The 25,660-nt window shown below is 62.3% G+C and carries 20 protein-coding genes; 6 read left to right on the top strand and 14 right to left on the bottom strand.

Annotation, left to right across the window (positions count from 1 at the left end; all coding sequences use genetic code 11):
* The first annotated feature begins 18 nt into the window (after positions 1–18).
* Positions 19–2,976, top strand: coding sequence for a membrane-targeted effector domain-containing toxin (locus tag AA098_RS22260; protein ID WP_004575638.1), 2,958 nt, complete (start codon positions 19–21; stop codon positions 2,974–2,976).
* 55 nt (positions 2,977–3,031) lie between these two features.
* On the opposite strand, the gene guaA is transcribed toward AA098_RS22260, so the two are convergent.
* The 4 genes from guaA to AA098_RS22280 all read right to left on the bottom strand — a co-directional run bounded on the left by guaA (position 3,032) and on the right by AA098_RS22280 (position 7,604).
* A complete protein-coding gene (gene guaA / locus AA098_RS22265) occupies positions 3,032–4,609 on the bottom strand; it encodes a glutamine-hydrolyzing GMP synthase (RefSeq protein ID WP_003255024.1) in 1,578 nt (525 codons plus the stop codon).
* 78 nt (positions 4,610–4,687) lie between these two features.
* The gene (gene guaB, locus AA098_RS22270) at positions 4,688–6,157 is read right to left on the bottom strand and encodes an IMP dehydrogenase (RefSeq protein ID WP_003255025.1); all 1,470 of its coding nucleotides are present in this window, start codon (positions 6,155–6,157) and stop codon (positions 4,688–4,690) included.
* 86 nt (positions 6,158–6,243) lie between these two features.
* Positions 6,244–6,801, bottom strand: coding sequence for a hypothetical protein (locus AA098_RS22275; protein WP_064615011.1), 558 nt, complete (start codon positions 6,799–6,801; stop codon positions 6,244–6,246).
* A 47-nt stretch (positions 6,802–6,848) separates the two neighbouring features.
* Positions 6,849–7,604, bottom strand: a complete 756-nt coding sequence (locus tag AA098_RS22280; protein ID WP_003255029.1) for a sulfite exporter TauE/SafE family protein — start codon at positions 7,602–7,604, stop codon at positions 6,849–6,851.
* Positions 7,605–7,701: 97 nt separating this feature from the next.
* On the opposite strand from AA098_RS22280, the gene AA098_RS22285 reads away from it, so the two are divergent.
* The 4 genes from AA098_RS22285 to leuA all read left to right on the top strand — a co-directional run bounded on the left by AA098_RS22285 (position 7,702) and on the right by leuA (position 13,092).
* A complete protein-coding gene (locus AA098_RS22285; RefSeq protein WP_064615012.1) occupies positions 7,702–8,580 on the top strand; it encodes a LysR family transcriptional regulator in 879 nt (292 codons plus the stop codon).
* A gap of 205 nt (positions 8,581–8,785) precedes the next feature.
* Positions 8,786–10,165, top strand: coding sequence for an exodeoxyribonuclease VII large subunit (gene xseA, locus AA098_RS22290; protein ID WP_060546313.1), 1,380 nt, complete (start codon positions 8,786–8,788; stop codon positions 10,163–10,165).
* Between the two features lie 3 nt (positions 10,166–10,168).
* Complete coding sequence (locus AA098_RS22295) at positions 10,169–10,996, top strand: M23 family metallopeptidase (RefSeq protein ID WP_054889405.1); 828 nt, start codon at positions 10,169–10,171, stop codon at positions 10,994–10,996.
* Positions 10,997–11,418: 422 nt separating this feature from the next.
* Positions 11,419–13,092 (top strand): 2-isopropylmalate synthase, encoded by a 1,674-nt coding sequence (gene leuA / locus AA098_RS22300; RefSeq protein ID WP_003255035.1) that lies wholly within the window; start codon positions 11,419–11,421, stop codon positions 13,090–13,092.
* A 395-nt stretch (positions 13,093–13,487) separates the two neighbouring features.
* Here leuA and AA098_RS22305 read toward each other — a convergent pair whose 3' ends face one another.
* From AA098_RS22305 to zwf, 3 genes are read right to left on the bottom strand one after another with little or no spacing between them, the layout of a single operon-like run.
* Positions 13,488–14,168, bottom strand: coding sequence for a bifunctional 4-hydroxy-2-oxoglutarate aldolase/2-dehydro-3-deoxy-phosphogluconate aldolase (locus tag AA098_RS22305; protein ID WP_003255037.1), 681 nt, complete (start codon positions 14,166–14,168; stop codon positions 13,488–13,490).
* A gap of 17 nt (positions 14,169–14,185) precedes the next feature.
* A complete protein-coding gene (gene pgl / locus AA098_RS22310) occupies positions 14,186–14,899 on the bottom strand; it encodes a 6-phosphogluconolactonase (RefSeq protein WP_003255038.1) in 714 nt (237 codons plus the stop codon).
* Positions 14,886–16,355 (bottom strand): glucose-6-phosphate dehydrogenase, encoded by a 1,470-nt coding sequence (gene zwf / locus AA098_RS22315; protein WP_003255039.1) that lies wholly within the window; start codon positions 16,353–16,355, stop codon positions 14,886–14,888. Before zwf ends, pgl begins: the two co-directional genes overlap by 14 nt.
* Before the next feature lie 211 nt (positions 16,356–16,566).
* On the opposite strand from zwf, the gene hexR reads away from it, so the two are divergent.
* Positions 16,567–17,430 carry a DNA-binding transcriptional regulator HexR gene (gene hexR, locus AA098_RS22320; protein WP_169774905.1) on the top strand — a complete coding sequence of 288 codons (864 nt, stop codon included), beginning with the start codon at positions 16,567–16,569 and terminating at the stop codon, positions 17,428–17,430.
* Here hexR and AA098_RS22325 read toward each other — a convergent pair.
* The 7 genes from AA098_RS22325 to AA098_RS22355 all read right to left on the bottom strand — a co-directional run bounded on the left by AA098_RS22325 (position 17,423) and on the right by AA098_RS22355 (position 25,464).
* Positions 17,423–18,277, bottom strand: a complete 855-nt coding sequence (locus AA098_RS22325; protein ID WP_003255044.1) for a D-hexose-6-phosphate mutarotase — start codon at positions 18,275–18,277, stop codon at positions 17,423–17,425. The genes hexR and AA098_RS22325 overlap by 8 nt on opposite strands.
* A 117-nt stretch (positions 18,278–18,394) precedes the next feature.
* On the bottom strand, positions 18,395–19,738 hold the full coding sequence (locus tag AA098_RS22330) for a carbohydrate porin (RefSeq protein ID WP_004575641.1): 1,344 nt from the start codon (positions 19,736–19,738) through the stop codon (positions 18,395–18,397).
* Between the two features lie 40 nt (positions 19,739–19,778).
* Positions 19,779–20,933, bottom strand: a complete 1,155-nt coding sequence (locus AA098_RS22335) for an ABC transporter ATP-binding protein (RefSeq protein ID WP_004575642.1) — start codon at positions 20,931–20,933, stop codon at positions 19,779–19,781.
* Between the two features lie 3 nt (positions 20,934–20,936).
* Positions 20,937–21,782, bottom strand: coding sequence for a carbohydrate ABC transporter permease (locus AA098_RS22340; RefSeq protein WP_003255048.1), 846 nt, complete (start codon positions 21,780–21,782; stop codon positions 20,937–20,939).
* A complete protein-coding gene (locus AA098_RS22345; protein WP_003255050.1) occupies positions 21,775–22,683 on the bottom strand; it encodes a carbohydrate ABC transporter permease in 909 nt (302 codons plus the stop codon). The genes AA098_RS22340 and AA098_RS22345 overlap by 8 nt, the downstream gene beginning before the upstream one ends.
* 133 nt (positions 22,684–22,816) lie before the next feature.
* Positions 22,817–24,103 (bottom strand): ABC transporter substrate-binding protein, encoded by a 1,287-nt coding sequence (locus AA098_RS22350; protein WP_064615013.1) that lies wholly within the window; start codon positions 24,101–24,103, stop codon positions 22,817–22,819.
* 107 nt (positions 24,104–24,210) lie between these two features.
* Complete coding sequence (locus tag AA098_RS22355; RefSeq protein WP_004575643.1) at positions 24,211–25,464, bottom strand: AGE family epimerase/isomerase; 1,254 nt, start codon at positions 25,462–25,464, stop codon at positions 24,211–24,213.
* Positions 25,465–25,660 lie beyond the last annotated feature (196 nt).

Below are 25,660 nucleotides of genomic sequence, written 5' to 3' on the forward strand. Positions count from 1 at the left end.
CTCTATTGGACAACCGTGATGCTTGCCGACACCCTCCCCAGCGACCAGCAAATGCTGATGACCCTCGCCGGACAACTCACTGAAGACTGCCCTGACATGCGCGAGATGGCGCGCGAAGTCGCACAACAGCTCCTTGCGCGTCATGACCTGAAAGCACTCGAGCCCGACAATGTCTACCTGCACCGTTTCCACACCGCCGTCAGCAGCCCTCGAACCTTCAACGGCTGGCAGCACCTGGATCAGCCCTTTGAATCCCTGACCCTGCCACAACTGGTGATGCACCGCTTCGATGCCCAAGCCCGGGACAACGCTGACGTGCTCAGTTACCTCGCTGGCTTTTACAGCGATGGACCAGGCAAAGACGTGTATGACGAGCGCAATGAAGTTCGACTCGACCCCAAGGACGTGCTGGAGTATTTCTGGCGCATTGATTTTGCCTCGGGTTTCAAGACGCGGATGACCTCGTTCTGGGCAAAACATTCAGAGCACTTCCGCACGCTGGCCAAAGCCAACTTCATGAGCAAATTACTGGAAGCCTGCGCGCAAGAGCCCTCCTCCGCGCTAGCCCGTCACGGCCAGGATATCGCTCATGCCCTGGTGGGCGAGACGACCTGGCCGCCGTCGCTGGAAGCACTGCAACAAAGGGTCTTGCCGGGTGGCGCAACGCGCGTATGCGCGTTGGACATTGGCGGGTATGTGGCGACGGACATCCTTCGCCTGCAATTGGCCAATGGCAGCCAGCTGATTTACATGCCGGGCGATGTCGACGGCTTACATTACTTCCAGAACGACCAGGCACTGTTCTGGTGGGTGCTCACAAACTGCACCTATGTCGAAAACCGAACCCGCTTTCTGGCACATTTTTCCCTCGACGATCGTGAAGAGGCTGACGGCAAAGTCGGGTTGAATCATCTGATCGATCTGCTCTTTCACGGCTGGGGCAACCATGATTACAGCGGCCTCAATACCCTCGACCTGACCATTGAAGAGGATGCCTTCGACTGGCTGCGCAACAAGGCTCGCAAGCGGATGATCGATGATGCGCATTTCTCTTTGCGCTCCAACGCCGACCTGCGCAGACAATTGTGGATCGGTTATCTGAAGGCGGGCCTGCAGGTGTTCGGCCCCATGGCGGCAGTGAGTTGGCCGGTAGCGTTGGCGCTGGTGGGGGCAGGCATTGCTGAAATGGGTTTGAACATCTACCAGGCGGTACACGGGCACACAACGCGTGAACGCAAGGCAGGTACAACCGGCGCCATTTTCGCCGCCATCGAGACACTGTTCAACGCGACCTTTCTGCTCAGCGCACCAGGCAAACCCCTTGACGAGTTCGCAGAGGTGGCTGAAGCAGGCGCTGCGACTGAGGAAGGGGAAGCCCCGATACCGGCGGAAGAATCAGCGCATGAACACAGCGGGGAACCCACTGATGAAAGTGCTTCAGAGGTGGCAGAGGCGATTGAAACCTGGGTACCTCAGCCCTTCCAGCCAAGCGAAAGGTGGGCTGCACTGCGCCCTTTCGAAACGAATGTAGTGCTTGGCGGCAAACCTGGTACAGGGTTTCTTGAAGGTATCCATCTGCAAGATGGGCAGTTTTACGCATTGATCGATGAGATGCCTTACCAAGTACGTTTTGTACCCGAACTGAAATCCTGGACCATCGTCGATCCTGAAAACCCTTTCTCATTTTACAAAAGCTTGCCCATCCGCCTGGATGGCGCAGGCCAGTGGCACCCAGTGGAACGCCTTGGCCTCAACGGAGGCATGCTGTCGAGCCTGAAAATCTGGGGCCGGCCGTCAGCAAGAGCAAGCGTGCCACCCTTGGCTGAAACACCTTACGCAGTGCCAGCCGATTTGCGCGCCTCACTGAAGGATGTTTCTGACGATGAGATTACCGGTGCGCGAGCGTTCCTCGATGCCCCTGATCGACAGGCCGCCATCGCCCGATTTCGCCAACTACGTGATCAACTGGCCGCCGATGCCCAAACGTTCATGACCACAGTGCAAACACCGGCACGGCCGCATATACCAGAATTACCCGCCAACGCTTCTTCCAAATACATTTTGAAAAGTCTCTACAACAACAGTAACGGCTTGGTCATTGGCGAAGCGCACAGTGGCCTTGGCAGCAAGCGATTGCTGATCGACAACATGCGCCAGCTACGCAAACTGAAGGTAAAGACGCTGTACATGGAGCACTTCACCACCGACTTCCAGCAAGCAGACCTGGATACCTTCAACCGCACCGGCGTGATGCCGCAGGAGCTGGATCGCTACGTGGAAAGCCAGGATGTCGGCCACCGCACCGACCCCGAGGGCCGCTACACATTTCGGCAGGTACTGGTCAGCGCACAGAAAAACGGCGTACGCATACAGTCCATCGACTGCATGGCCAGTTACCGCCAGGCGTGGGCAAATCCCGTTTCCGATGTGGCACGCCAGCGCATGATGAACTTCCATGCACACTTGATCATCGAGGCAGACCAGGCCGCGCGCGGCTCGGGAAAATGGATTGCGCTGGTCGGCAGTACCCACGCCAACACCTTCCATGGCGTAACCGGGCTGGCCGAAACCGAAGGCGCGATTGGACTGCGTGTCGAAGACCGCCCGATCGGCGAACCTGACGCTTACAGCGCAGACCCTGGTGTGGATGCCTTGGACGAAGGTGGCACCGTAAGGCATGTGCAAAGTGACCTGCGGCTACGCGCCGCCGTATTGACCACCCGCCCGCCATCACCAGACTTTGACAGCCTGCTGGTGAGGCCTGGCGATTACGCGATCGAACGCACCCAGGGCGAGGAATACCTGATCAACCGCAGCCGGGACTCGACCTTGCGACGCACGCTGATCCAGCGCGATGGGCGCTTTTACTACCTGGAGCGCCCCGATTGGCCAACCATCCATGAACGTCGCTTTCAAAACCTGGGCGAGCTTCATGCCCAATTGAGATTACGCGGCATGCATCACATCGCCCCTTGAGCCAGGCAAGGCGCAGATACGACAAGGGCGCCTTGCGGCGCCCTTGGGGTTCAGCTTATTCCCACTCGATAGTGGCAGGCGGCTTGCTCGACACGTCGTAGGTAACGCGCGAGATACCGTCGATTTCGTTGATGATACGACCGCTGACGGTTTCCAGCAGCTCGTACGGCAGGTGTGCCCAACGCGCGGTCATGAAGTCCACGGTCTCGACGGCACGCAGGGCCACAACCCAGGCGTAGCGACGGCCGTCGCCAACGACGCCGACCGACTTGACCGGCTGGAACACCACGAATGCCTGGCTGGTCTTGTGGTACCAGTCGGCCTTGCGCAGCTCTTCGATGAAGATGTGGTCGGCGCGACGCAGGATGTCGGCGTATTCCTTCTTCACTTCACCAAGGATACGCACGCCCAGGCCCGGGCCCGGGAACGGGTGGCGGTAGACCATGTCGTACGGCAGGCCCAGCTCCAGGCCGATCTTGCGCACTTCGTCCTTGAACAGCTCACGCAGCGGCTCGACCAGCTTGAGGTTCATCTCCTCCGGCAGGCCACCAACGTTGTGGTGCGACTTGATCACGTGAGCCTTGCCGCTCTTGGCGCCAGCCGACTCGATCACGTCCGGGTAGATGGTGCCCTGGGCGAGGAACTGGATGTTCTCCAGCTTGCTGGCTTCGGCATCGAACACGTCGATGAAGGTGCGGCCGATGATCTTGCGCTTCTTCTCAGGGTCGGCTTCGCCGGCCAGGTTGTCCAGGAACTGCTTTTCAGCGTCGGCGCGGATCACCTTGACGCCCATGTTCTCTTTGAACATGGCCATCACCTGGTCACCTTCGTGCAGGCGCAGCAGGCCGTTGTCGACGAATACGCAGGTCAACTGGTCGCCGATGGCGCGGTGCAGCAGCGCGGCAACCACCGAGCTGTCAACGCCGCCGGACAGGCCCAGCAGGACGTTGGCCGAACCGACTTGCGCACGCACCTGGGCGATGGCGTCTTCGACGATGTTGGACGCCGTCCACAGGGCTTCACAGCCGCAGATGTCCTGCACGAAGCGGGACAGGATGCGACCCCCTTGCTTGGTGTGGGTCACTTCAGGGTGGAACTGCACGCCGTAGTAGCCGCGGACGTCGTCGTACATGCCAGCGATCGGGCAGCTTGGGGTGCTGGCCAGAATGTTGAAGTTGCCAGGCATCTGGGTGACCTTGTCACCGTGGCTCATCCACACGTCCAGGCCCAGCACGCCGTCGTCGTCAACGTGGTCTTCGATGCCGTCGAGCAGGCGGCTCTTGCCGACAACGTCCACGCGGGCATAACCGAACTCACGCAGGTCGGAACCTTCTACCTTGCCGCCCATCTGCTCGGCCATGGTCTGCATGCCGTAGCAAATACCCAGCACAGGCACATTCAGGTCAAACACGGCTTGCGGAGCGCGCGGGCTGTTGGCTTCGTGGACCGACTCGGGGCCGCCGGCAAGGATGATGCCGCGCGGGTTGAATTCGCGGATCGCTTCATCGTCCATGTCGAACGGGTGCAGTTCGCAGTACACGCCGATTTCGCGCACGCGGCGGGCGATCAGCTGGGTGTACTGGGAACCGAAATCGAGGATCAGGATGCGGTGAGCGTGAATGTCGAGGGCCATGACTCAATCTCGTCAGTGGAAATCGGAAACGACGCGGGGCTGTCATGACAGCCCCGCTTTATGTTGTAGCTGGAAGCCTCAGCCTACGCGGTAGTTAGGGGCTTCTTTGGTGATTTGCACGTCGTGCACGTGGGACTCGGCCATGCCGGCACCGGTGATACGCACGAACTCCGGCTTGGTGCGCATTTCTTCGATGGTTGCGCTGCCGGTATAGCCCATGGACGAACGCAGGCCGCCCATCAGCTGGTGGATGATCGCGGCCAGGGCGCCTTTGTAAGGAACGCGGCCTTCGATGCCTTCCGGTACCAGCTTCTCGGCGCCGGCCGAGGAGTCCTGGAAGTAACGGTCGGACGAGCCTTGCGCCTGTGCCATGGCACCCAGCGAGCCCATGCCGCGGTAGGCCTTGTAGGAACGACCCTGGAACAGCTCGACCTCACCCGGGGCCTCTTCGGTACCGGCGAACATCGAACCCATCATCACGCAGGACGCACCGGCAACGATGGCCTTGGACAGGTCACCGGAGAAGCGGATACCGCCGTCAGCGATCAGTGGCACGCCAGTGCCTTCCAGTGCTGCTGCGACGTTGGCGATGGCGCTGATTTGCGGCACGCCGACACCGGCAACGATACGGGTGGTGCAGATAGAGCCAGGGCCGATACCGACCTTGACCGCATCAGCACCCGCTTCGGCCAGGGCCTTGGCGGCAGCGCCGGTGGCGATGTTGCCGCCGATCACCTGCACTTGCGGGTAGGTTTCTTTCACCCAGCGTACGCGGTCGATCACACCTTTGGAGTGGCCGTGGGCAGTGTCGACGACGACGACATCAACGCCAGCTGCCACCAGCGCAGCAACGCGCTCGCCGGTGTCCTTGCCGGTGCCGACGGCGGCGCCGACGCGCAGGCGACCTTGGTCGTCCTTGCTGGCCAGCGGGTAAGCCTTGGCTTTTTCGATGTCCTTGACGGTCATCATGCCCTTGAGGTTGAACTTGTCGTCAACGATCAGGACTTTTTCCAGGCGATGCTTGTGCAGCAGCTCGCGAACTTCGTTTTTATCGGCGCCTTCGCGGACGGTGACCAGGCGCTCTTTCGGCGTCATCACGTCGCGAACCTTGGCGTCCAGGCGATTTTCGAAGCGCACGTCACGGGAGGTGACGATGCCGACCAGGTCGCCGTTCGCCAGTACCGGCACGCCAGAGATGTTGTTCAGGCGGGTCAGCTCGAACAGGTCGCGCACAGTGGCATCGGCGTCGATGGTGATCGGGTCCTTGACCACGCCAGCCTCGAACTTCTTGACCTTGCGCACTTCGCCGGCCTGTTGTTCGATGGTCATGTTCTTGTGGATGATGCCGATACCGCCTTCCTGAGCCATGGCAATGGCCAGACGCGCTTCGGTCACGGTATCCATGGCAGCGGAAACCAGCGGAATGTTCAGCTCGATGCCACGGGTCAAACGGGTCTTGAGACTGACTTCATTGGGCAGTACCTCGGAATAGCCAGGTACAAGGAGGATATCGTCGAAGGTCAGGGCTTCTTGGCTGATACGCAGCATCGCGGGGGCTCCCGGGCGGGAAAAATGGAAGCGCGCCATTATACTCATGCATGGCGCGCCGCTCAATGCAAAATAAGGGCCTTCGGTCAGGCTTGTGGCAGTTTTACCTGCACCACGGCCACCGGCTGGTCGAGCCAGTCGGCGAAGCTGTCGAGAAAGGCCTGGGTGAACCCGGCCTCGCCCCAGTTGTTGAAGATGAACCCCAGGTTGGAAAAGGCACATGGCTGCAGGTAAATGAAGCCATTGATGTCATCTTCGAAGCCGCACAGTGGGCAGGTAAAGTTGTCGCTCACTGCCGGCATCCACTCTTCCAGGCTTTCGAACAACGGCTCGCCTACCTCGCGCCGGCACTCCGGGCAACCGGCTTCTTCGAGGAAGCCTTCGGCGGGGGTATAGATGCAGCGCTTGAGCATCACTTCCAGGCCGTTGACCGGTTCGCCGAAGGGCAGTTTTTCCGGGTGCAGGGCCACTTTGCGCGCCCCTGCCGCCAGGGCATGGCCCATGCGGTTACCGGTGCGGCCACAGGTGGTCAGCTGCTCCTCGACGACCTTTTCGCGCACCAGCCAGCGCAGGATGGCGCGGGCACGGGCTTCATGCACCGGGACGGTAGACAGCTTTGGAACGATGATGCTCTGGGTGTTCATGAACGGGACAAGCCTGAGAAACGCCGGTAATGACGCAATTCTACCGCTCAGGCGCTCAGGTAGCGACCAATCAACGCCAGCCCACTGGCCAGCACCAGCCAGGTGACCAGCCGTACGAACGCTTCACGGGATAACCGGTGGGTCAACCGACGCCCTACCCACAGGCCAATGAACATGACAGGCAGCAGGCAGGCGGCGAGCAGCAGCAGGCTTTGGTCGGCATAGACACCGGCGATCAGGAACAGCGACAGACGCACTATCGTACTGCAGCTGATCAGCGCGCTCTGGGTGGCGCGTACCTGTTCCTTCACCTCCAGCCGTGCGCTCAGGTAAAGGGCATAGAGAAACCCGCCGCTGCCGAACAAAGCCCCGAACAATCCGCCTGCCGTGCCCATCGGCACCGCCCAGAAGCCGGACAGGCTGGCTGGCCTCACTTTCACTGCCAGCCCGTAAAGTGCATAGGCAGTCACGAATACCCCCATCAACAGCAGCAACAGGTCGGACTTCAGTTGCAGCAGGAACACCACGCCCAACGTACAACCCAAGGCCATGAAGGGCAGCAGCCGCAGCAATTCACTGCGTACCACATCCCGGCGCGACGGCAGCAGGTTGCCGAACGCGGCCACGAAATCCAGCAGCACCAGCAACGGGATGATGCGTGACAACGGCATGAAGTGAATCAGCACCGGCCCCGCCACGAGTGCAGTACCGAAGCCGGCGATGCCGAAGACGATGTAGGCCGCAGCGATGGCGAACAGGATCGGCAGCCAGTCAAGGCCGGAAAACGACAGTTGGGCAAGCATGGCAGCAGTTCCTGGGAAGACAGGCAAAGGTTAGCCAGCCATGAGCCATGCCGACTAATATGCCTTTATCGCAAGAGCCATCTCAAAAAGGCATGACATGACGTCGATCCGACAGTTGCGTTACTTCGTGGAAATCGCCGAGTGTGGCAGTTTCAGCAGTGCAGCCGAGCGACTGTACGTTGCCCAGTCGGCCCTTAGCCGGCAGATCAAGGAGCTGGAGCAGCAACTGGGCACGCCGCTGTTCGAACGCACGGCGCGCCTGCCTCGCCTGACGCTGGCCGGTCAGGCCTTTCTTGAACGGGCGCGACGCTTGCTGGCTGACCTGGCACAGGCGGAGCGGGTTACCCGTGACATTGGCCAAGGGTTGCAAGGCAGCTTGCGCCTGAACCATTCCAGCACCATGCCGCTGACCGGCGGGCTTCTGGCTCGCCTGGGGAACTACCTGAAGCACAACCCAGGGGTTTCGCTGGAGATTGCGCAGCAGTCGTCGGAGGCACAACTGGAAGACATTGCTGCCGGACGGCTGGATATCGGCCTGTTGCGCTTGCCGGTGCTGCGCCAGCATGAAGGCGTGGTGCTGCATGAACTGTTCGACGAACCCTTGTTGCTGGCGGTCGCCGCTGGGCACCCCTTGGCGGGTACTCGGCACGTGCAACTGGAGCAATTGAAGGAAGAACGCTTCATTTCCATCCCGCACCGGGATCGCGGTGGCTTGAGCTACCTGTCTGCCTCGTTGTGCATGGGGGCAGGGTTCTTCCCGCAGGCGGCGCAGGTACTGTCGCGCAAGACTACGCAGTTGCAGCTGATACAGGCGGGGTTTGGGGTGGCGTTGTTGCCGCGGTGCATGTGCGAGATTGCCCCGGCTTCAGTCAGCTTCGTAGCGCTGGAGGGTGATTGCCAGAGCACAGTGGCACTGGCCTGTCGCCGTGATGCGGGGCAACTGGTGCGGCAGTTCGTGGCGACGATGCAGGGCTGAAGGCACCGGTTGCGGTCTTGTGGGAGCGGCCTTGCGTCGCGAAAGGGCTGCGATGCGGCCCCAGGTTTTCAGCTTCGCCGCATGAAGTGCCGGGGCCGCGTTGCGGCCCTTTCGCGACGCAAGGCCGCTCCCACAAGGATTGGGTCAAGGCTGACAGTAGGGGCAAGACAGACAACCGGGGCCGATGTCATTTATGATGCCTGCCATGATCAAAGACCCTTTCGAACGACTCGGGCTGGACCGCGAGGTCCTTACCGTCAGCCAACTCAACGGCCGCGCCCGCGTGCTGCTGGAAGACGTTTTCCGCAGCGTGTGGGTGGAAGGCGAAATCTCCAACCTCGCCCGCCCGGCGTCCGGCCACATGTACTTCACCCTCAAGGACAGCGGCGCCCAGGTGCGTTGCGCGTTGTTCCGGCAGAACGCCACGCGGGTACGCCAGGCACTGCGAGACGGCCTGGCGGTGCGGGTGCGCGGCAAGGTTTCGCTGTTCGAGGGACGTGGCGACTACCAGCTGATTCTCGACACCGTCGAACCCGCCGGTGATGGCGCGCTGCGCCTGGCTTTTGAGGCCCTGAAGGAAAAGCTCGGTGCCGAGGGACTGTTCAGCACCGAACGAAAGAAGCCACTGCCGGCTCACCCGCAGCGCATCGGCATCATCACCTCGCCCACTGGCGCGGTGATCCGCGACATCATCAGTGTGTTCGGCCGCCGTGCCCCGCAGGTGGAGCTGAACCTGATCCCTACGGCGGTACAGGGCCGCGAAGCCATCGCGCAGATCGTACGCGCCATCCGCCTGGCCGACAGCCTCGGCTTCGATGCGCTGATTCTGGCGCGTGGTGGTGGTTCGCTGGAAGACCTGTGGTGTTTCAACGAGGAAGCCGTGGCGCGTGCCGTGGCCGCCTGCGTCACGCCAATTGTCAGCGCCGTGGGCCATGAAACCGACGTGTCGATCAGCGACTTCGTGGCTGACGTGCGCGCACCCACCCCGTCGGCTGCCGCCGAGCTGCTGGCCCCTGACAACAGCGGCCTTCGGCAACGCCTGGATGGCCTGCAACGGCGCCTGCTGCTGCGCATGCAGAACCGCCTGACCCACGACCGCCTGCGCCTGGAGTCACTCACCCGCCGCCTGCGTCATCCAGGCGAGCGTTTGCGCCAGCAGGCTCAACGCCTGGACGACCTGGACATGCGCCTGCGTCGCGCGTTCATGCTCAACCTCAACCAGCGCCGCGAACGCCTGGCACGCCTGGACGCCCGCCTGGCCGCGCAGCATCCGGGGCGTAACCTGAAACTGCTGAACCAGCGCCTGGACAGCCTGGCCGAGCGCCTGCCACGGGCCATGCGTGAGGTGCTCAAGGACCGTCGCCAGCGGTTCCAGGCCCAGTTGCAGACACTGCAGGTGGTCAGTCCGCTGGCCACCCTGGCCCGCGGATACAGCATTTTGCTGGATGAACAAGGCCAGGCCATTCGCAGCGCGGAACAGACCCACAACGGCCAACGCCTGACCGCCCGCCTGAACGAAGGCGAGCTGCTGGTGCGGGTCGAAGACAACCACCTGACCCCGGTCACCCTCTCACTACTGGACTGACACATGCCCCGCGTGCTCGCGCATCTGCTTGCCCTTTCCCTGCTGCTGCTGGCCGGCGGCGCCCAGGCCAGCTACATCACCCGCACACTGAACAAACCGGTACCCGGCGGTGTGGCAGTCGTCGACCTAGGCCCCGCCGCCAACGCACCCAGCGCCCGTTTCGACGGCAAACCGGTGCTGGTGGTGAAGGAGCAGGACAACTGGCTGGCCATCGTCGGCATCCCGCTGACCCAGAAGCCCGGCACCGCAGTGCTGAACCAGGGCGGGCGCACCCTGCCTTTCAGCGTAGGCAGCAAGAAGTACCCTGAGCAGCGCATCACCCTGAAGAACACGCGCCAGGTCAACCCGAACCCGGCCGACCTCAAGCGCATCGACCGCGAACTGGCCGAGCAGATCAAGGCCTACCGCAGCTTCAGCCCTAACCTGCCGAGCAACCTGGTTCTCGACAAGCCGGTCAACGGCCCGCTGTCGAGCAAGTTCGGCGTGCGCCGCTTCTTCAACGGCGAAGAACGCAACCCGCATGCGGGGCTGGATTTTGCGGTGCCGGCAGGCACGCCGATCAAGACACCCGCCAATGGCAAAGTGATTCTGGTGGGGGACTATTTCTTCAACGGCCGCACGGTGTTCGTCGACCATGGGCAGGGCTTTATCAGCATGTTCTGCCACATGTCGAAAATCGATGTGCAGGTGGGCCAGCAACTGCGTCGTGGCGAGGTGGTCGGGCGCGTGGGCTCGACCGGGCGGGCTACCGGGCCGCACATGCACTGGAACGTCAGCCTGAACGATGCGCGGGTGGACCCGGCGATTTTCATTGGGGCGTTCCAGCCCTGAACGGTGCGCTGCCTGGGCCGGCCCATTCGCGGGTAAACCCGCTCCTACAAGGGGCGGCGTACCTGTAGGCGCGGGGTTACCCACGAATGGGCCAGCACCGCTGGCATTTCTTCCATTGTGTTGCGCCATCGAAAAATACCGCGCAAAAGCAACGAAGCACTCAGCCCAATCAAGCCATAAAATCTCGCCTAATGGCTTTTTTTAAGCATTTCTCTCAATTTTCCCCGAACACTTGCCATCCCCCACCCCACTGGTTAAGTTTGAAGGCATGAAAACCTTCAGCACCCTCATCCTGCTCCGACAACATCGCAGCCTCTGCCTGGTCAGCGCCCGACTACCAGGCTGAATCGCGTCGCCTCGCCTCTTCATATCGTTATCGCTCGGCAGGCCCGATCTCGGCCGCACACAAAAGGATTGCTTCCATGACCATGCTCAAAGACCCTTCGAAGAAATACCGCGCTTTCCCGACCATCGACCTGCCTGACCGTACCTGGCCGTCGAAGACCATCACCCAGGCACCTATCTGGTGCAGTTCCGACCTGCGTGACGGCAACCAGTCGCTGATAGAGCCGATGGACTCGGAGAAGAAACTGCGCTTCTGGAAGACCTTGGTGCAGGTTGGCGTGAAGGAGATCGAAGCCTCGTTCCCGTCTGCCTCGCAAACCGATTTCGACTTCGTGCGCACCCTGATCCAGGACGGCCACATCCCGGATGACACCACCATCCAGGTGCTCACCCAGGCACGTGAAGACCTGATTGCCCGCACCTTCGAATCGCTGCGCGGTGCGAAGAAGGCCATCGTCCACCTGTACAACGCCACCAGCCCGTCGTTCCGCCGCATCGTCTTCAATCAGGACAAGCAAGGCGTGAAGGACATCGCGGTGAACGCGGCCAAGCTGTTCGTCAAGTACGCCGCCCAGCAGCCGGAAACCCAGTGGACCTTCCAGTACTCGCCAGAAACCTTCAGCGCCACTGAAATGGAGTTCGCCAAGGAAGTCTGCGACGCGGTCATCGAGGTGTGGAACCCTACCCCTGAACACAAGATCATCCTCAACCTGCCGGCCACCGTGGAAGTGTCCACGCCAAATATCTACGCCGACCAGATCGAGTGGTTCTGCCGCAACGTCAGCCGCCGCGACAGCGTGATCATCAGCCTGCACTGCCACAACGACCGCGGCACCGGCATCGCTGCCACCGAACTGGGCCTCATGGCCGGCGCCGACCGTGCCGAAGGCTGCCTGTTCGGCAACGGCGAGCGTACCGGTAACGTCGACCTGGTGACCTTGGCACTGAACCTCTACACCCAGGGCATCGACCCGTTGCTGGACTTCTCCGACATCGACGGTGTGCGCAAGGTGGTCGAAGAGTGCAACCAGTTGCCAGTACACCCACGTCACCCGTATGTGGGCGACCTGGTCCATACCGCGTTCTCCGGCTCGCACCAGGACGCCATCCGCAAGGGCTTCGCCAAGCAGCAGGATGGGGAACTGTGGGAGGTGCCTTACCTGCCGATCGACCCGGCCGACATCGGCCGCAGCTACGAAGCGGTAATCCGCGTCAACAGCCAGTCGGGCAAAGGCGGTATCACCTACCTGCTCGAGCAGGAATATGGCATCAGCCTGCCGCGTCGCATGCAGATCGAATTCAGCCAGGTGGTGCAGGGTGAGACTGACCGCCTGGGCCTGGAAATGACCGCCCAGCAGATCTACAGCCTGCTGCACAAGGAATACCTCCAGGCCAACGCGCCATACGCACTGGTCAGCCATCGCCTGCAGGAAGAAAACGGCCACAGCGCTGTGGAAGTGGAAGTTGCCGGTGAAGGCGAAACCACCCTGCACTGGCGCGGCAAGGGCAACGGCGCCCTGGAAGCACTGGTGGCCGGCCTGCCGATTGCCGTGGAGATCATGGACTACAACGAGCACGCCATTGGCGCTGGCACCAATGCCAAGGCCGCGGCCTACATTGAACTGCGTGTAGCCGGTGGCCGTCCGGTGCATGGCGTGGGTATCGATGAGAACATCACCACGGCCAGCTTCAAGGCCCTGTTCAGCGCGCTGAACCGCTCGCTGAGCCAGCAGGAAGCCAAGGCGGCCTGAAGCCTGGAATGAGGGATGAGAAAGCCCGCATCGTTTGATGCGGGCTTTTTTGTTGGCCTGCACTGGCCCTTTCGCGGGTAAACCCGCTCCTACAACGGCCTGTGTCCAATCACCAATGTGTGTCCACCACCGATCAGGTGTAGGAGCGGGTTTACCCGCGAATACGGAGGCCACGGCAACGGTGAACGGCCAGGGATATTGGCCAGCAGGCCCGGCCCATTCGCGGGTGAACCCGCTCCTACAACGGCCTGTGCCCCCCGGTGTATGTCCACCGCAGATCGGTGCGTAGGAGCGGGTTTACCCGCGAAAGGGCCAGCACAACCACTGCAAATACCCCAGGCAAAAAAAGGGGCGCCGACCAAGCGCCCCACAAGCCGTAAAGCACACAACAGTTTTCAGTTGGCGTCCAGCAGTGCCATCGCCTCGGCACTGCACGCTTCGATCCGCGCCCAGTCACCGTTCTTGATCCAGCTGCTGTCGAGCATCCAGGTTCCCCCCACGCACATCACGTTTGGCAGTGCCATGTAGTTGCGCACGTTGGCCGGGTTTACACCACCGGTAGGACAAAAACGAATATCGCCGAACGGGCCACCAAAGGCCTTGATCGCCGCTACGCCGCCGCTGATTTCCGCCGGGAACAACTTGAACCGGCGGTAGCCCAGGGCATAGCCCATCATGATTTCGGACGGCGTGCTGATGCCCGGCAACAGCGGGATTTCACTGTCCACGCCAGCCTCGAGAATGTCCTGGGTAATACCTGGGGTAACGACGAACTGCGCGCCCGCAGCTTCAACCGCCGCGAACATGCTGCGGTCGAGCACGGTACCGGCGCCGACACACAGCTCCGGGCGCTGCTCACGCAGCACCTGAATGGCCTTGAGGCCATGCTGTGAGCGCAGGGTCACTTCCAGGGTACGGATACCGCCAGCGGCCAGGGCGTCAGCCAGCGGCAGGATGTCTTCCTCACGAGCAATGGTGATTACCGGCAGGATGCGCGCCTTTTTGCAAATGGCGTCGATCCGCGCGGCTTTATCAGCCATCGAGAGCTTGGGCTGTGGGCGTTCAAGGGTGGTCATGACTGTGGATCCTTGGCTCATGGGCACCAGTAGATGTCCAGGGGGTCGTGAAGAAAAGCGCGAATCGGCATTTCAGTAAGGTCATTGCCCGCCAGCGCGGCGCGCAGGGTAGCGAGTTTGCCCTGGCCTTGCACAGACAGCGCGATGAAGGCCGCGCTGGCCAGCAGCGAACGGGTCATCGACAGGCGCTGGTGCGGCACGCTCGGCGCCAGCAATGGCAGGCAGCGGCGCGGGCCGGCCGGGTCCAGGCCTGCTTCCAGGTTGGGACTGGCGGGGAACAGCGAGGCGGTATGGCCATCATCGCCCATGCCCAGCACCAGCACGTCGATCGGCGGTAGCTCGGCCAAGGCCTGGTCAGCTTTGAGCGCAGCTGCATCAAGGTTCTCCGCCTGCTGGTACAGGCCAACGAAGCGGGCCTTGGCCGCTGCGCCCTTCAACAGGTGGCGAGCCAGCAGGCCGGCATTGCTGTCAGCGTGCTCCACTGGCACCCAGCGCTCATCAGCCAGGCTGACGATGACCTTGGCCCAGTCCAGCTGCTCGCTGGCCAGCTTCTCCAGGAACGGCACCGGGCTGCGGCCGCCAGACAACACCACACAGGCCTGCCCCTTGGCGGCAATCGCGGCGCGCAGGCGCTCAGCCACATCATGGGCCAAGGACACGGACAGTGCCTTGGCATCCGCCAGTTCATGAGCCTTCACGGCCGCTGGCAGTTTCAATTCAGATATCCCCATACCACGCCCTCCCATCGCGTGTGATCAGTGCAATCGAGCTCATCGGCCCCCAGGAGCCCGCCGCGTATGGCTTGGGCGCGTCGCCCGCATTACGCCAGCCGGCGATCAACTGGTCGCACCACTTCCAGGCATACTCGATTTCGTCCTTGCGCACGAACAGGTTCTGGTTGCCGCGCATCACTTCGAGCAACAGCCGCTCGTAGGCATCCGGAATTCGTGCACTGCGCCAGGCATCGGAAAAATTCAGCTGCAATGGGCCACTGCGCAGTTGCATGCCCTTGTCCAGGCCCTGCTCCTTGGTCATCACCCGTAAAGAAATGCCTTCGTCCGGTTGCAGGCGGATGATCAGCTTGTTACCGATCTGCAAACGCTGTTCCGGGGCGAAGATGTAATGCGGCGTTTCCTTGAAGTGAATGACGATCTGCGACAGTTTTTGCGGCATGCGCTTGCCGGTTCGCAGGTAGAACGGCACGCCCGACCAGCGCCAGTTACGGATGTCGGCGCGCAGGGCGACGAAGGTTTCGGTGTCGCTCTGGGCGTTGGCGTTGTCTTCGTCCAGGTAACCAGGTACCGGCTTGCCTTCGCTGTAGCCGGCAATGTACTGGCCACGCACCACACTGGTGCTCAAACCGTCACCAGTGATCGGTGCCAGGGCTTTAAGCACTTTCACCTTCTCGTCGCGGATGGCATCGGCGGACAGTTCGCTGGGCGGGTCCATGGCGATCAGGCACAGCAACTGCAGCAGGTGGTTCTGGATCATGTCGCGCAGTTGGCCGGCCTTGTCGAAATAACCCCAACGGCCCTCGATACCGACCTTTTCCGCGACGGTAATCTCCACATGGGAGATGGAGTTCTGGTTCCACTGGGTTTCGAACAGGCTATTGGCGAAGCGCAGGGCAATCAGGTTCTGCACCGTCTCTTTGCCCAGGTAGTGGTCAATGCGGTAAACCCGGCTTTCAGGGAAAAACCGCGCAACGGCATCGTTGACCCGGCGCGACGACTCCAGGTCGTGGCCAATCGGTTTCTCGAGCACTACCCGGGTGCGCGCAGCCAGCCCGACCTTGTCGAGGTTTTCGCAGATGGCCCCATACACCGCCGCCGCCGTGGCGAAGTAGGCAATCAGCGGCAGCTCGCCCGGCAGTTGCTCGGCCAGGGCCTGATAGCCCTCGGGCTGAAGGAAGTCCAGATGCTGATAATTCAGGCGGGCGAGGAAGCGACCCAGCGCGGCAGGCTCGATATCTGCCTCGGGCACGTGCCGGCGCAGGTGGGCTTCGATGCTGTCCAGGTGCTCCTGCGCACTGCCGACCTCACGGGCGAGGGCCAGCAGGCGAGTGTCCGGGTGCAACAGGTTGGCCCGGTCGAGCTGGTAGAGCGCAGGAAACAGCTTGCGCAATGCCAGGTCGCCGAGGGCGCCAAACAGGGCAAAGGTGCAAGGTTCGACACTGATTGCAGCCATGATGTTGGTTCTTTCCTAAAGTTGGTCTAGGAATACCGCTTTCACACACGGTTTTCAAGGGATAATGTAGTAAAAACCACAACATTACACACAAGTGTTACAGACAAGTGGTACGCCAACCGCACCGACAGTACGATAGACGACCGTGCAAAAAGCCTGCTGCTCACACAGCCGGCTGTCTTCCCGACCCAAGGACACACCCATGGACCGCGTGCGAAACCTCCTGGAACAGATCCAGGGCCGCCTCGACGAGCTGAACAAGGCCGAACGCAAAGTCGCCGAAGTCATCCTGCTCAACCCGCAACAAGCCACCCGTTTCAGCATCGCTGCGCTGGCCCAGGCGGCCAAGGTCAGCGAACCGACCGTCAACCGCTTCTGCCGCTCGTTCGGCGTCAGCGGCTACCCCGAGCTCAAGCTGCAACTGGCGCAGAGCCTGGCCAGTGGTGCTGCGTATGTCAGCCGCGCAGTGGAGGCCGACGATGACCCGGCCGCCTATACCCAGAAGATCTTCGCCAGCGCCATCGCCTCGCTTGACAGCGCCTGCCAGCAACTGGACCCGCAACAGGTCAGCCGCGCTGTGGACATGATGATCCAGGCCCGGCAGATCCACTTCTTCGGCCTCGGTGCCTCGGCCCCGGTGGCCCTGGATGCGCAGCACAAGTTCTTCCGCTTCAACCTGGCCGTGTCGGCCCACGCCGATGTGCTGATGCAGCGCATGCTGGCCTCGGTCGCCCACACCGGCGACCTGTTCGTGATCATTTCCTACACCGGGCGCACCCGCGAACTGGTCGAAGTGGCGCGCCTGGCACGTGAAAACGGCGCTTCGGTGCTGGGCCTGACCGCCGCGGGCTCGCCACTGGCCAATGCCTGCAGCCTGAGCCTGCACATCCCGCTGCCGGAAGATACCGACATCTACATGCCGATGACCTCGCGGATCATCCAGCTGACCGTGCTCGATGTACTGGCCACCGGCATGACCCTGCGCCGCGGCGTGGACTTCCAGCCCCACCTGCGCAAGATCAAGGAAAGCCTCAACGCCAGCCGCTACCCGATCGAGGACGACGAACTCAACTGAGCCGGTGCGCCTGCAAACGCAGGTGCGCACGCTGCCCAGGCGCCAGGCTCAGGCCTTCACCACTGCCGCTGGTCGCCTCGACGCAGACAAAACGCTGCGACTCGCGGCCAGTCACCCCCATCAGCGGGCGATTGCCAGGGTGCCAGACCACGGTGTCGTCGCTGTCACCGGTGTCGATGCACAGCTCGCGCTGCCAGGCCGGGTCCTGCAATTGCACCCGTGGCGTACCGGGGTAGACCTTCTGGCAGCCGCCCTTGAGCTTCAGCGCGCCATCTTCACGGCAAGCCTGACGGTTGAGGCGGTCGTAGCCCTCAATATCTTCCAACCCAGACAGCGCTATCTCGGACACGTCACTGATGCGCCAGTACGCCAGCAGTGCATGGCTCAACTGGCAGGGTTCGCTGTCCTGATGCTCGGTGCTCAGGCTCAGTTCCATGCGGCTACCCAGCCGGGCGTGCAGGTCGACCTGCCAGTCGCACAGGTCCAGCCGCCATTTCAGGGTCACGCCCTCCTCGTCCTCACGGCTGTCCACCAGCTTCCAGTCCAGCAGCCGCGCCCAACCGTGGGCCGGCCACAGGTCTTCGCTGGGATGACGGCCATACCAGGGCCAGCACACCGGCACACCCCCCCGGATCGCCCCAACCTGCGGCCACTGTTCGGCGCACCACAGCCACGGCCGTTCACCCGCTGGTTGAAAGTGCAACAACTGCGCGCCCTGGCGGCTGAACACCGCCTGGCAACGGGGGTGATCGATGATCAGGACATCGCGCTGCTGATAACGCTCCCACTCGAATGTCGGCCGAGGCCGCTGCGAGGAAAAGAAGCGATGGAGCGGATGTTCGGGCATGGTTCAGAGCTCTTGTTGTTTGAGATAGCGCTGTCTCGGCCTATCCCCAACACCCACTGCAGACCAGTGGGTGCCGGGAACCGAAAATGGATTGGCGTAAATTTACAACAAGTTGCCTCAGAATGACGACTGAATCTTCAAGCCAGCGACCAGCGCGTTATCCACCTCGTCCACCCCGCCAGGGCTCTTGATGTACTGCAGGTTGGGCCTCACGGTCAGCCAGTTGGTGACGTGGAAGCCGTAGTAGAGCTCTGCGTTGTATTCGGTACGCTGCAGCGGTACGAAACCAGGGTTGTCGTAATCGTTGATGCCGCTCTGTGCGTTGAGCAGTTCGGCGCGCTTCTTCACGTCGTCATTCACATGAATTCGCGCCACGCCGAAGCCGATATCATCCTTGGGCCGAGCGTCGAAAGCGCCTTTGTAGACCAGCCCCACCTGCTGGTAGTTGTCGACCACGTTGGTGGCCTTGTCGTGCACGGTGAAGTTGGCGAACAGGCTAAGGCCACGGTTGACGTCGCCGCCATGGGCAGTGACCTGCTGCTGCGCCACCACCCACCATCCGTGCTTGCTGGAATGCGACTTGAAGGCTTCACCGGTCAGCGCCTGCGGGTTGCCGTTGACGTCGTCGTACACATCGTCAGCCTTGGCCGTGCTGTAGTAGTAACCCAGGCGGTACTCGCCCGGCAGACCATTGACCTTGGGCGACCACACCGCTTCCACCGGCAAGATCGCACCCTTGGTACCGCTACCGCTCAGCTTGAAGCCGTTGCCGGTTTCCAGGTTGGAGGGGTTCTGCTCGAAGGCCCCGACCTGCACGAAGAACGCCGGGGTGATGTTGTACTTCACCCGCAGCGCCCACTGGCTGACCGGCCAGTTGTACCAGATACCGCCCACCCAGTTGCCCACCTGCGAGCCGCAGAAGGCCAGGTTCTGGAAGTCGCAAGGGAAGCTGTTGAAGTCCTCCCCCTCGCCAAAACGGCCAAATTTCACGTCAAGCGCGCCGTCAAAGTACTTTTGCTTGATCCACATCTGGGTCAGGCGCCAGGTCTGGCCACGGCCCCACACCTCCTGCACCGAGCTGAACTGCCCGGCGCGCGGGTCGCTGATGCGGTCGTTGGACAGGTTGCGACCGCTTCGCTCGGTGATCGCCAGCTTGAACTCGGCATCATGCCAGCCCAGTATTTTCTGCAAGTCCAGATGCGCGCCGAGGGCGAACTGGTCGCTGTAGCGTGCGGTCTTGTCGTCGTTGTAGCCGCCATGCAGGTTGCCAGCCACCTCACCCACATAATCAAGGGTGAAGTCATAGCCTTTGTCCAGGAGCTCGGTCCGGGTGCCGCCCCAGTCGCCGGTCATCCATTTGGATTCGCTGGAAAAAGCCTCGGCAGCCTGTGTACCGCTGCTGCCTACAAGTGCAAGCAGAGCCAGCGATCCCAGTGTCTTGATGCGTTTGCGCTGTTCCATCCCTTTGCGTCCTCTTTTTCTTATTGATGGTGTAGACGATTCAACGGCCTTTGAAGTGAGCCACGTTGTCCTTTGCGGTTGCGCCAGTGCCGGCCAGGTGCAGGCGCTCGCCATTGGCAGCGTCGAACAGCAGCACCCGGGCCGGGTCGAATTGCAGGTTGAGGGTGTCACCCACCCGGCACGCCACATCTGGCGCCAGGCGGCAGCACACCTTGGTCTGGTTGAGAGTGACGAACACCAGTAGGTCCGGCCCGGTGGGCTCTGTGACCTGCACCTCGGCGCGGATAGCCGGCAAACCATTGCCGTCAGCAGCGCCCAGGGCAATCTGCTCAGGGCGGATGCCGAGGATGATCTCGCGCCCCTCAAGCGCGTCAGCAGCCCCCCCCAAGGGCAGCTCGCAGCGCGCCTGGCCGCTGTCGAGCAACGCCAGCAAGCGGCCGTCCTGCCTGGCCAGACGCACCGGAATGAAGTTCATTGGTGGCGATCCGATAAAGCTGGCCACGAACTGGTTGGCCGGGTCGTTGTAGATCTGCTGCGGGGTGCCGAACTGCTGGATGATGCCGTCCTTCATCACCGCCACCTTGTCGCCCAGGGTCATGGCCTCGATCTGGTCATGGGTGACGTACACCGTGGTGGTCTTCAGGCGCTGGTGCATCAACTTCATTTCGGTGCGCATTTCGACCCGCAGCTTGGCATCGAGGTTGGACAGGGGTTCATCGAACAGGTAGATCTTGGGTCGCCGCGCCAGTGCCCGGCCCATGGCCACGCGCTGCTGCTGGCCGCCGGACAGCTGCGCCGGCTTGCGCGCCAGCAAGTGTTCGATCTGCAGCAACTTGGCCACCCGCGCCACTTCCTCATCGATGGCGGCCTGGGGCAGCTTGCGGATCTTCAGGCCGAATTCGATGTTCTCGCGCACGCTCATGGTGGGGTACAGCGCATAGGACTGGAACACCATGGCGATATCGCGGTCCTTGGGGCTCATGCCACTGACGTCCTGCTCGTCAATGAGGATGGCGCCGCCGGTGATCTGCTCCAGGCCGGCGATACAGTTCATCAAGGTCGACTTGCCGCAGCCCGACGGGCCCACCAGGATCAGGAACTCGCCATCCTTGATCGACAGCTGGATGTCCTTGAGGGTATCCGGCAGGCCGCTGCCGTAGGTCTTGTTCACATTGCGAAGTTCGAGCGTTGCCATGGCTTACCCCTTGACCGCGCCGGCCGTCAGCCCGCGCACGAAATATTTGCCTGCCACCACGTAGACCAGCAGGGTTGGCAGGCCAGCGATCATCGCTGCCGCCATATCGACGTTGTATTCCTTGGCCCCGGTGCTGGTATTGACCAGATTGTTCAGGGCTACGGTAATCGGTTGCGAGTCGCCGCTGGAGAACACCACGCCGAACAGGAAGTCGTTCCAAATCTGGGTGAACTGCCAGATCAGGCAGACCATGATGATCGGCGTGGACATCGGCAGGATGATGCGGCGGAAGATGGTGAAGAACCCGGCGCCGTCCAACCGTGCGGCCTTGACCAAGGCGTCGGGGATGCTCACGTAGAAGTTGCGGAAGAACAGCGTGGTGAAGGCCAGGCCGTAGACCACATGCACCAGCACCAGGCCACCGGTGGTGCTGGCCAGGCCAAGCTTGCCGAGGGTGAACGAGGCCGGCAGCAGCACAGTCTGGAACGGCAGGAAACAGCCGAACAGCAGCAGGCCGAAGAACAGTTGCGAACCTCGGAAGCGCCACATCGACAGCACATAGCCGTTCAGTGCACCAATCGCGGTGGAGATCAGCACCGCGGGCACGGTGATCATGATCGAGTTCCAGAAGTAACCGCTGACCGCTCCCCAGGCCTTGACCCAGCCTATGCCGGTAATCACTGCAGGCCAGCTCAGCAGGTTGCCGGTGCTGATGTCTTCGGGGGTCTTGAAGCTGGTCAGCAGCATCACCACCAGCGGCACCAGATACAGCAGCACAGCGATCAGCAACACGGCATGGATGGCCATGCGGCTGAGGCTGAGCACCGGCTTGTCGACAGGACTATGCATGGCGTTTACTCCGCAGCTCCGAGTACAGGTAAGGCACGAGGATCGCCAGGATTGCCCCGAGCATCAGGATGGCGCTGGCCGAGCCCATGCCCATCTGGCCGCGGCTGAAGGTGAACGAGTACATGAACATTGCCGGCAGGTCGGAGGAGTAACCCGGGCCGCCGGCCGTCATTGCCGCCACCAGGTCGAAGCTCTTGATGGCAATGTGCGAGAGGATCATCAGCGCGCTGAAGAACACCGGGCGCAGGCTGGGCAGCACCACGGTCCAGTAGATACGCGGCAGGCTGGCACCATCCATTTGCGCAGCGCGGATGATCGACGGGTCAACGCCACGCAAGCCGGCAAGGAACATGGCCATGATGAAGCCCGAAGCCTGCCACACGGCCGCGATCACCAGGCAATACACCACCCGGTCGGGATCGATCAGCCAGTCCAGGCGAAAACCCTCCCAGCCCCAGTCGCGCAGCAGCTTGTCCAGGCCCATGCCGGGGTTGAGCAGCCACTTCCAGGCCGTGCCGGTGACGATCATCGACAGTGCCATGGGGTACAGGTAGATAGTGCGGATGAAGCCCTCGCGACGGATGCGCTGGTCGAGCAACACTGCCAGCAACACACCGATGGCCAGGCTGATGGCGATGAACAGGCCGCCGAACAGAAGCAGGTTCTTGCTCGCCACCCACCAGCGGTCGTTGTCGAACAGACGGGCGTATTGCGCAAGGCCCGCCCACTTGTAGGTAGGCAGAAAGGTCGAGGTGGTGAAGGACAGCACGAAGGTCCAGAGGATGTAGCCGTAGAAGCCCACCAGGACGATGAACATGCTGGGTGCCAGCACCAGCTTGGGCAGCCAGCGCTGAAGCGCGTCCAGGGGTGAGGCCCGCAGTTGGGCGGTGGTCGTAGTCATGTCTTGGATCCCGAGGTAGTGGCGGTGCTACGCACCGCTTCGCGGGCAAGCCCGCTCCCACAGGTCCGGCGTCATGACCAGGAACAGTGGTGAGCAGGGCCCATCTGGGAGCGGGCGTGCCCGCGAACAGCCGTTACTGGGCAGCCTTGATCGCCGCCGCCAGCTTCTTCGCCGCATCGGCCGGGTCGGCCTTGGGGTCGTTGATGTAGTTGGTCACCACATCGAAGAACGCGCCCTGCACGGCCAGCGTGGTGGCCATGTTGTGCGCCATGCTCGGTTGCAGGCCGCCGGTCTTGGCATCGGCAAGGAAGTCCTTGGCGGAGGTTTGCGCGCAGGCATCAAAACCGTGCTTGCCCATGTCGGCGAGCATGTCGTTACGCACCGGGATCGACCCTTTGTTGGTGCTGAAGACCTTCTGGAAGTCCTCCCCCAGCACTTTGCGCGCGATGTCCTGCTGCCCGGCAGAGGTGCCGGCGTTGTTCTGTTTGAACACCACCAGCGAGTCGATGTTGTACAGGAAGGCCTTGTCGGTACCGGGGAACGGCACGCACTGGTAATCCTTGCCGGCGGTTTTCTTCGCCAGGGTCCATTCGCTCTTGGCCCAGTCGCCCATGATCTGCATGCCGGCCTTGCCGTTGATGACCTTGGCGGCTTCCAGGTTCCAGTCCTGGCCCTTGCCGTCCGGGTCCATGTAGGTGGCGACCTTCTTCAGCTCGGTCAGCGCCTTGACCATCTGCGGCCCGGTCAGCGTTGCGCTGTCGAGGTCGACTATGGCCTTCTTGTAGCCGTCGGCGCCCATCACTGCCAGCACCACGCTTTCGAACACGGTGCTGTCCTGCCACGGCTGGCCACCATGAGCCAGCGGGATGAAGCCGGCCGCCTTGAGCTTGTCGGCGGCGGCGTAGAATTCGTCGAGGGTGGTAGGCGCCTTGTCGATGCCGGCTTTTTTGAACACCTCGGGGTTGATCCACAACCAGTTGATGCGGTGGATGTTCACCGGTACGGCAACGTAGTCACCGTCGTACTTCACGGTGTCGGCCACTTTCTTGTCGAGCAGCGAGTCCCACTTTTCGGCCTTGGCCACATCCTTGAGCACATCGGCGTCGAGCAAGCCGGTGGCCGCCCAGTCCTGGATGTCGGGGCCTTTGATCTGCGCGACACCGGGCGGGTTGCCTGCGACGGCGCGGCTTTTCAGCACGGTCATGGCCGTGGCACCACCACCACCGGCAACAGCGCCGTCCTTCCAGGTGAAGCCGTCTTTCTCGACCTGCGCCTTGAGCACATCGACCGCCGCCTTTTCACCGCCAGAGGTCCACCAGTGCACGACCTCGACACTGCCTTTGGATTCGGCAGCCGAAGCCCCCAAAGGAAGTAAAGAAGCCAGAGAGATTGCGGCAGCGAGACGGAGCGTGGAATTCATCGGAGCACCTTTCTTGTTGTTATGCCGTGCAAGTCGATCGCTTGCGTAGCATGAAGTCTAAACAGCGTGCCCGCCTCGTCAGGTAACGAAGCGATGCGTGAATGTCATCATCTGGTTACATAGCTGGAGCTGGCCAGGTTGCTGGCCAGGCTGGGTGCCAGCGGCAAGCCTGGCAGCAGCAGCGCCTGGTAGGCGTGGTAGAGGTCGGGCTTGCCCGGCCAGAGGGTCCCCGCTGGCCGGTTGCGGGCATCGAGTTCGTGGTGCCAGCTGCCAGCGACAGGGTCGATGAAATGGTTGGCGATAAAGCCCCAGCAGTTGCGGTACCACTGCTCGTACTGGGCTTCGCCGGTGCGCTGCAACAAGGCTGCTGCGGCGGCGCAAGCTTCGGCGTGCACCCAGTGCAGGCGTGCATGCACCACCGGGCGATTGGCCCAGTCCAGGGTGTAGACGAAACCTGCAGCGCCATCGACGTTCCAGGCATGCTGGCAGGCGGCATCGAACAATCTGCAGGCACTGTCTGGAAGCCACTGCGGGGCGAGCAGCCCGGCCCGTTGCAGGCTGGCCTCCAGGTGCAACAGTAGCCGTGCCCACTCCATGGCATGCCCGGGCGTAGTGCCATAGGGCCGGAAGTGGTCAGCGGGGTGCTCGCGGTTGTAATCCGGCAGCGGCTGCCAATGGGCGTCGAAATGTTCGATGACCCGATAACCGTTGGCGGCGGCATGGGTATGGATAATGCGCTCAGCAATGCGCAAGGCGCGTTGCAGCCAAAGGCTGTTGCCGGTGGCATCGGCCAGGGCCAGGAAGGCCTCGGTCGCGTGCATGTTGCTGTTGGCGCCACGGTACGGCTCAGGCAGTTGCCATGCGCGAGAGAAGGTCTCTCGAAGGGCACCCTTGGCTTCGCTCCAGAAGTGCGTTTCGATCACCTCGGTTGCATCGGCCAGCAACAGCTGGGCATCGGCTGCACCGGCCACCACTGCAGAGCTGGCGGCAAGGGCGACGAAGGCATGCAGGTAGGCGGCCTTGCCGCTGTCTTCCTGGCCGCCGGGGTGGGCGAACCAGCCACCGTAGCTGGCGTCCTGCATGGCCCCACGCAGGGCAGCCACACCGTGTTCGGCATAGGCCAGGCTACCGGGAATGCCCTGCAGATGGGCCAGGGCGAAGCAGTGGGTCATTCGCGCGGTGTTCATGGTTTCGGCGCAGGCGCCCGGAGCGAGCTGGCCTTTGGCATCCAGGTTGCCAAAGCCGTCAGGCAGTTTCGCAGCTTTGGCGAATGCCAGCAGGCGCTGCGCTTCGGCCAGGCGCCAGGCGGTGTGGGCCGGGGCATTGAGCCAGCTGTGAGCGGACAGGTTGAGGGAAATCATGGGCCAGCTTGATCCTTGCCAGTCGTTTGCGAATTCTAGCCAGCGGGGTCATGGCGGATGTCACGAAGGACGACGGGATTGTCACCGGGCAGTGACATTTTGGGTGCCTGTGCGGGCCTCTTCGCGGGTGAACCCGCTCCTACGACGCAAACCTGACTCGGTCGTCGCAGGAGCGGGTTCACCCGCGAAGAGGCCC

Origin of the sequence: Pseudomonas sp. JY-Q (assembly GCF_001655295.1) — a bacterium.
Lineage (GTDB): Bacteria > Pseudomonadota > Gammaproteobacteria > Pseudomonadales > Pseudomonadaceae > Aquipseudomonas > Aquipseudomonas alloputida.

Excerpts from the sequence above, each read along its gene's own strand:
- xseA (WP_060546313.1), top strand. The coding sequence starts at position 8,786 with ATGATCAAAGACCCTTTCGAACGACTCGGGCTGGACCGCGAGGTCCTT.
- leuA (WP_003255035.1), top strand. The coding sequence starts at position 11,419 with ATGACCATGCTCAAAGACCCTTCGAAGAAATACCGCGCTTTCCCGACC.
- pgl (WP_003255038.1), bottom strand. The coding sequence starts at position 14,899 with ATGGGGATATCTGAATTGAAACTGCCAGCGGCCGTGAAGGCTCATGAA.
- AA098_RS22325 (WP_003255044.1), bottom strand. The coding sequence starts at position 18,277 with ATGCCCGAACATCCGCTCCATCGCTTCTTTTCCTCGCAGCGGCCTCGG.
- guaB (WP_003255025.1), bottom strand. The coding sequence starts at position 6,157 with ATGCTGCGTATCAGCCAAGAAGCCCTGACCTTCGACGATATCCTCCTT.
- AA098_RS22350 (WP_064615013.1), bottom strand. The coding sequence starts at position 24,103 with ATGAATTCCACGCTCCGTCTCGCTGCCGCAATCTCTCTGGCTTCTTTA.
- AA098_RS22340 (WP_003255048.1), bottom strand. The coding sequence starts at position 21,782 with ATGCATAGTCCTGTCGACAAGCCGGTGCTCAGCCTCAGCCGCATGGCC.
- guaA (WP_003255024.1), bottom strand. The coding sequence starts at position 4,609 with ATGGCCCTCGACATTCACGCTCACCGCATCCTGATCCTCGATTTCGGT.
- AA098_RS22345 (WP_003255050.1), bottom strand. The coding sequence starts at position 22,683 with ATGACTACGACCACCGCCCAACTGCGGGCCTCACCCCTGGACGCGCTT.
- AA098_RS22280 (WP_003255029.1), bottom strand. The coding sequence starts at position 7,604 with ATGCTTGCCCAACTGTCGTTTTCCGGCCTTGACTGGCTGCCGATCCTG.
- zwf (WP_003255039.1), bottom strand. The coding sequence starts at position 16,355 with ATGGCTGCAATCAGTGTCGAACCTTGCACCTTTGCCCTGTTTGGCGCC.
- AA098_RS22275 (WP_064615011.1), bottom strand. The coding sequence starts at position 6,801 with ATGAACACCCAGAGCATCATCGTTCCAAAGCTGTCTACCGTCCCGGTG.
- AA098_RS22285 (WP_064615012.1), top strand. The coding sequence starts at position 7,702 with ATGACGTCGATCCGACAGTTGCGTTACTTCGTGGAAATCGCCGAGTGT.
- AA098_RS22330 (WP_004575641.1), bottom strand. The coding sequence starts at position 19,738 with ATGGAACAGCGCAAACGCATCAAGACACTGGGATCGCTGGCTCTGCTT.
- AA098_RS22335 (WP_004575642.1), bottom strand. The coding sequence starts at position 20,933 with ATGGCAACGCTCGAACTTCGCAATGTGAACAAGACCTACGGCAGCGGC.
- AA098_RS22260 (WP_004575638.1), top strand. The coding sequence starts at position 19 with ATGCTTGCCGACACCCTCCCCAGCGACCAGCAAATGCTGATGACCCTC.
- AA098_RS22295 (WP_054889405.1), top strand. The coding sequence starts at position 10,169 with ATGCCCCGCGTGCTCGCGCATCTGCTTGCCCTTTCCCTGCTGCTGCTG.
- AA098_RS22355 (WP_004575643.1), bottom strand. The coding sequence starts at position 25,464 with ATGATTTCCCTCAACCTGTCCGCTCACAGCTGGCTCAATGCCCCGGCC.
- AA098_RS22305 (WP_003255037.1), bottom strand. The coding sequence starts at position 14,168 with ATGACCACCCTTGAACGCCCACAGCCCAAGCTCTCGATGGCTGATAAA.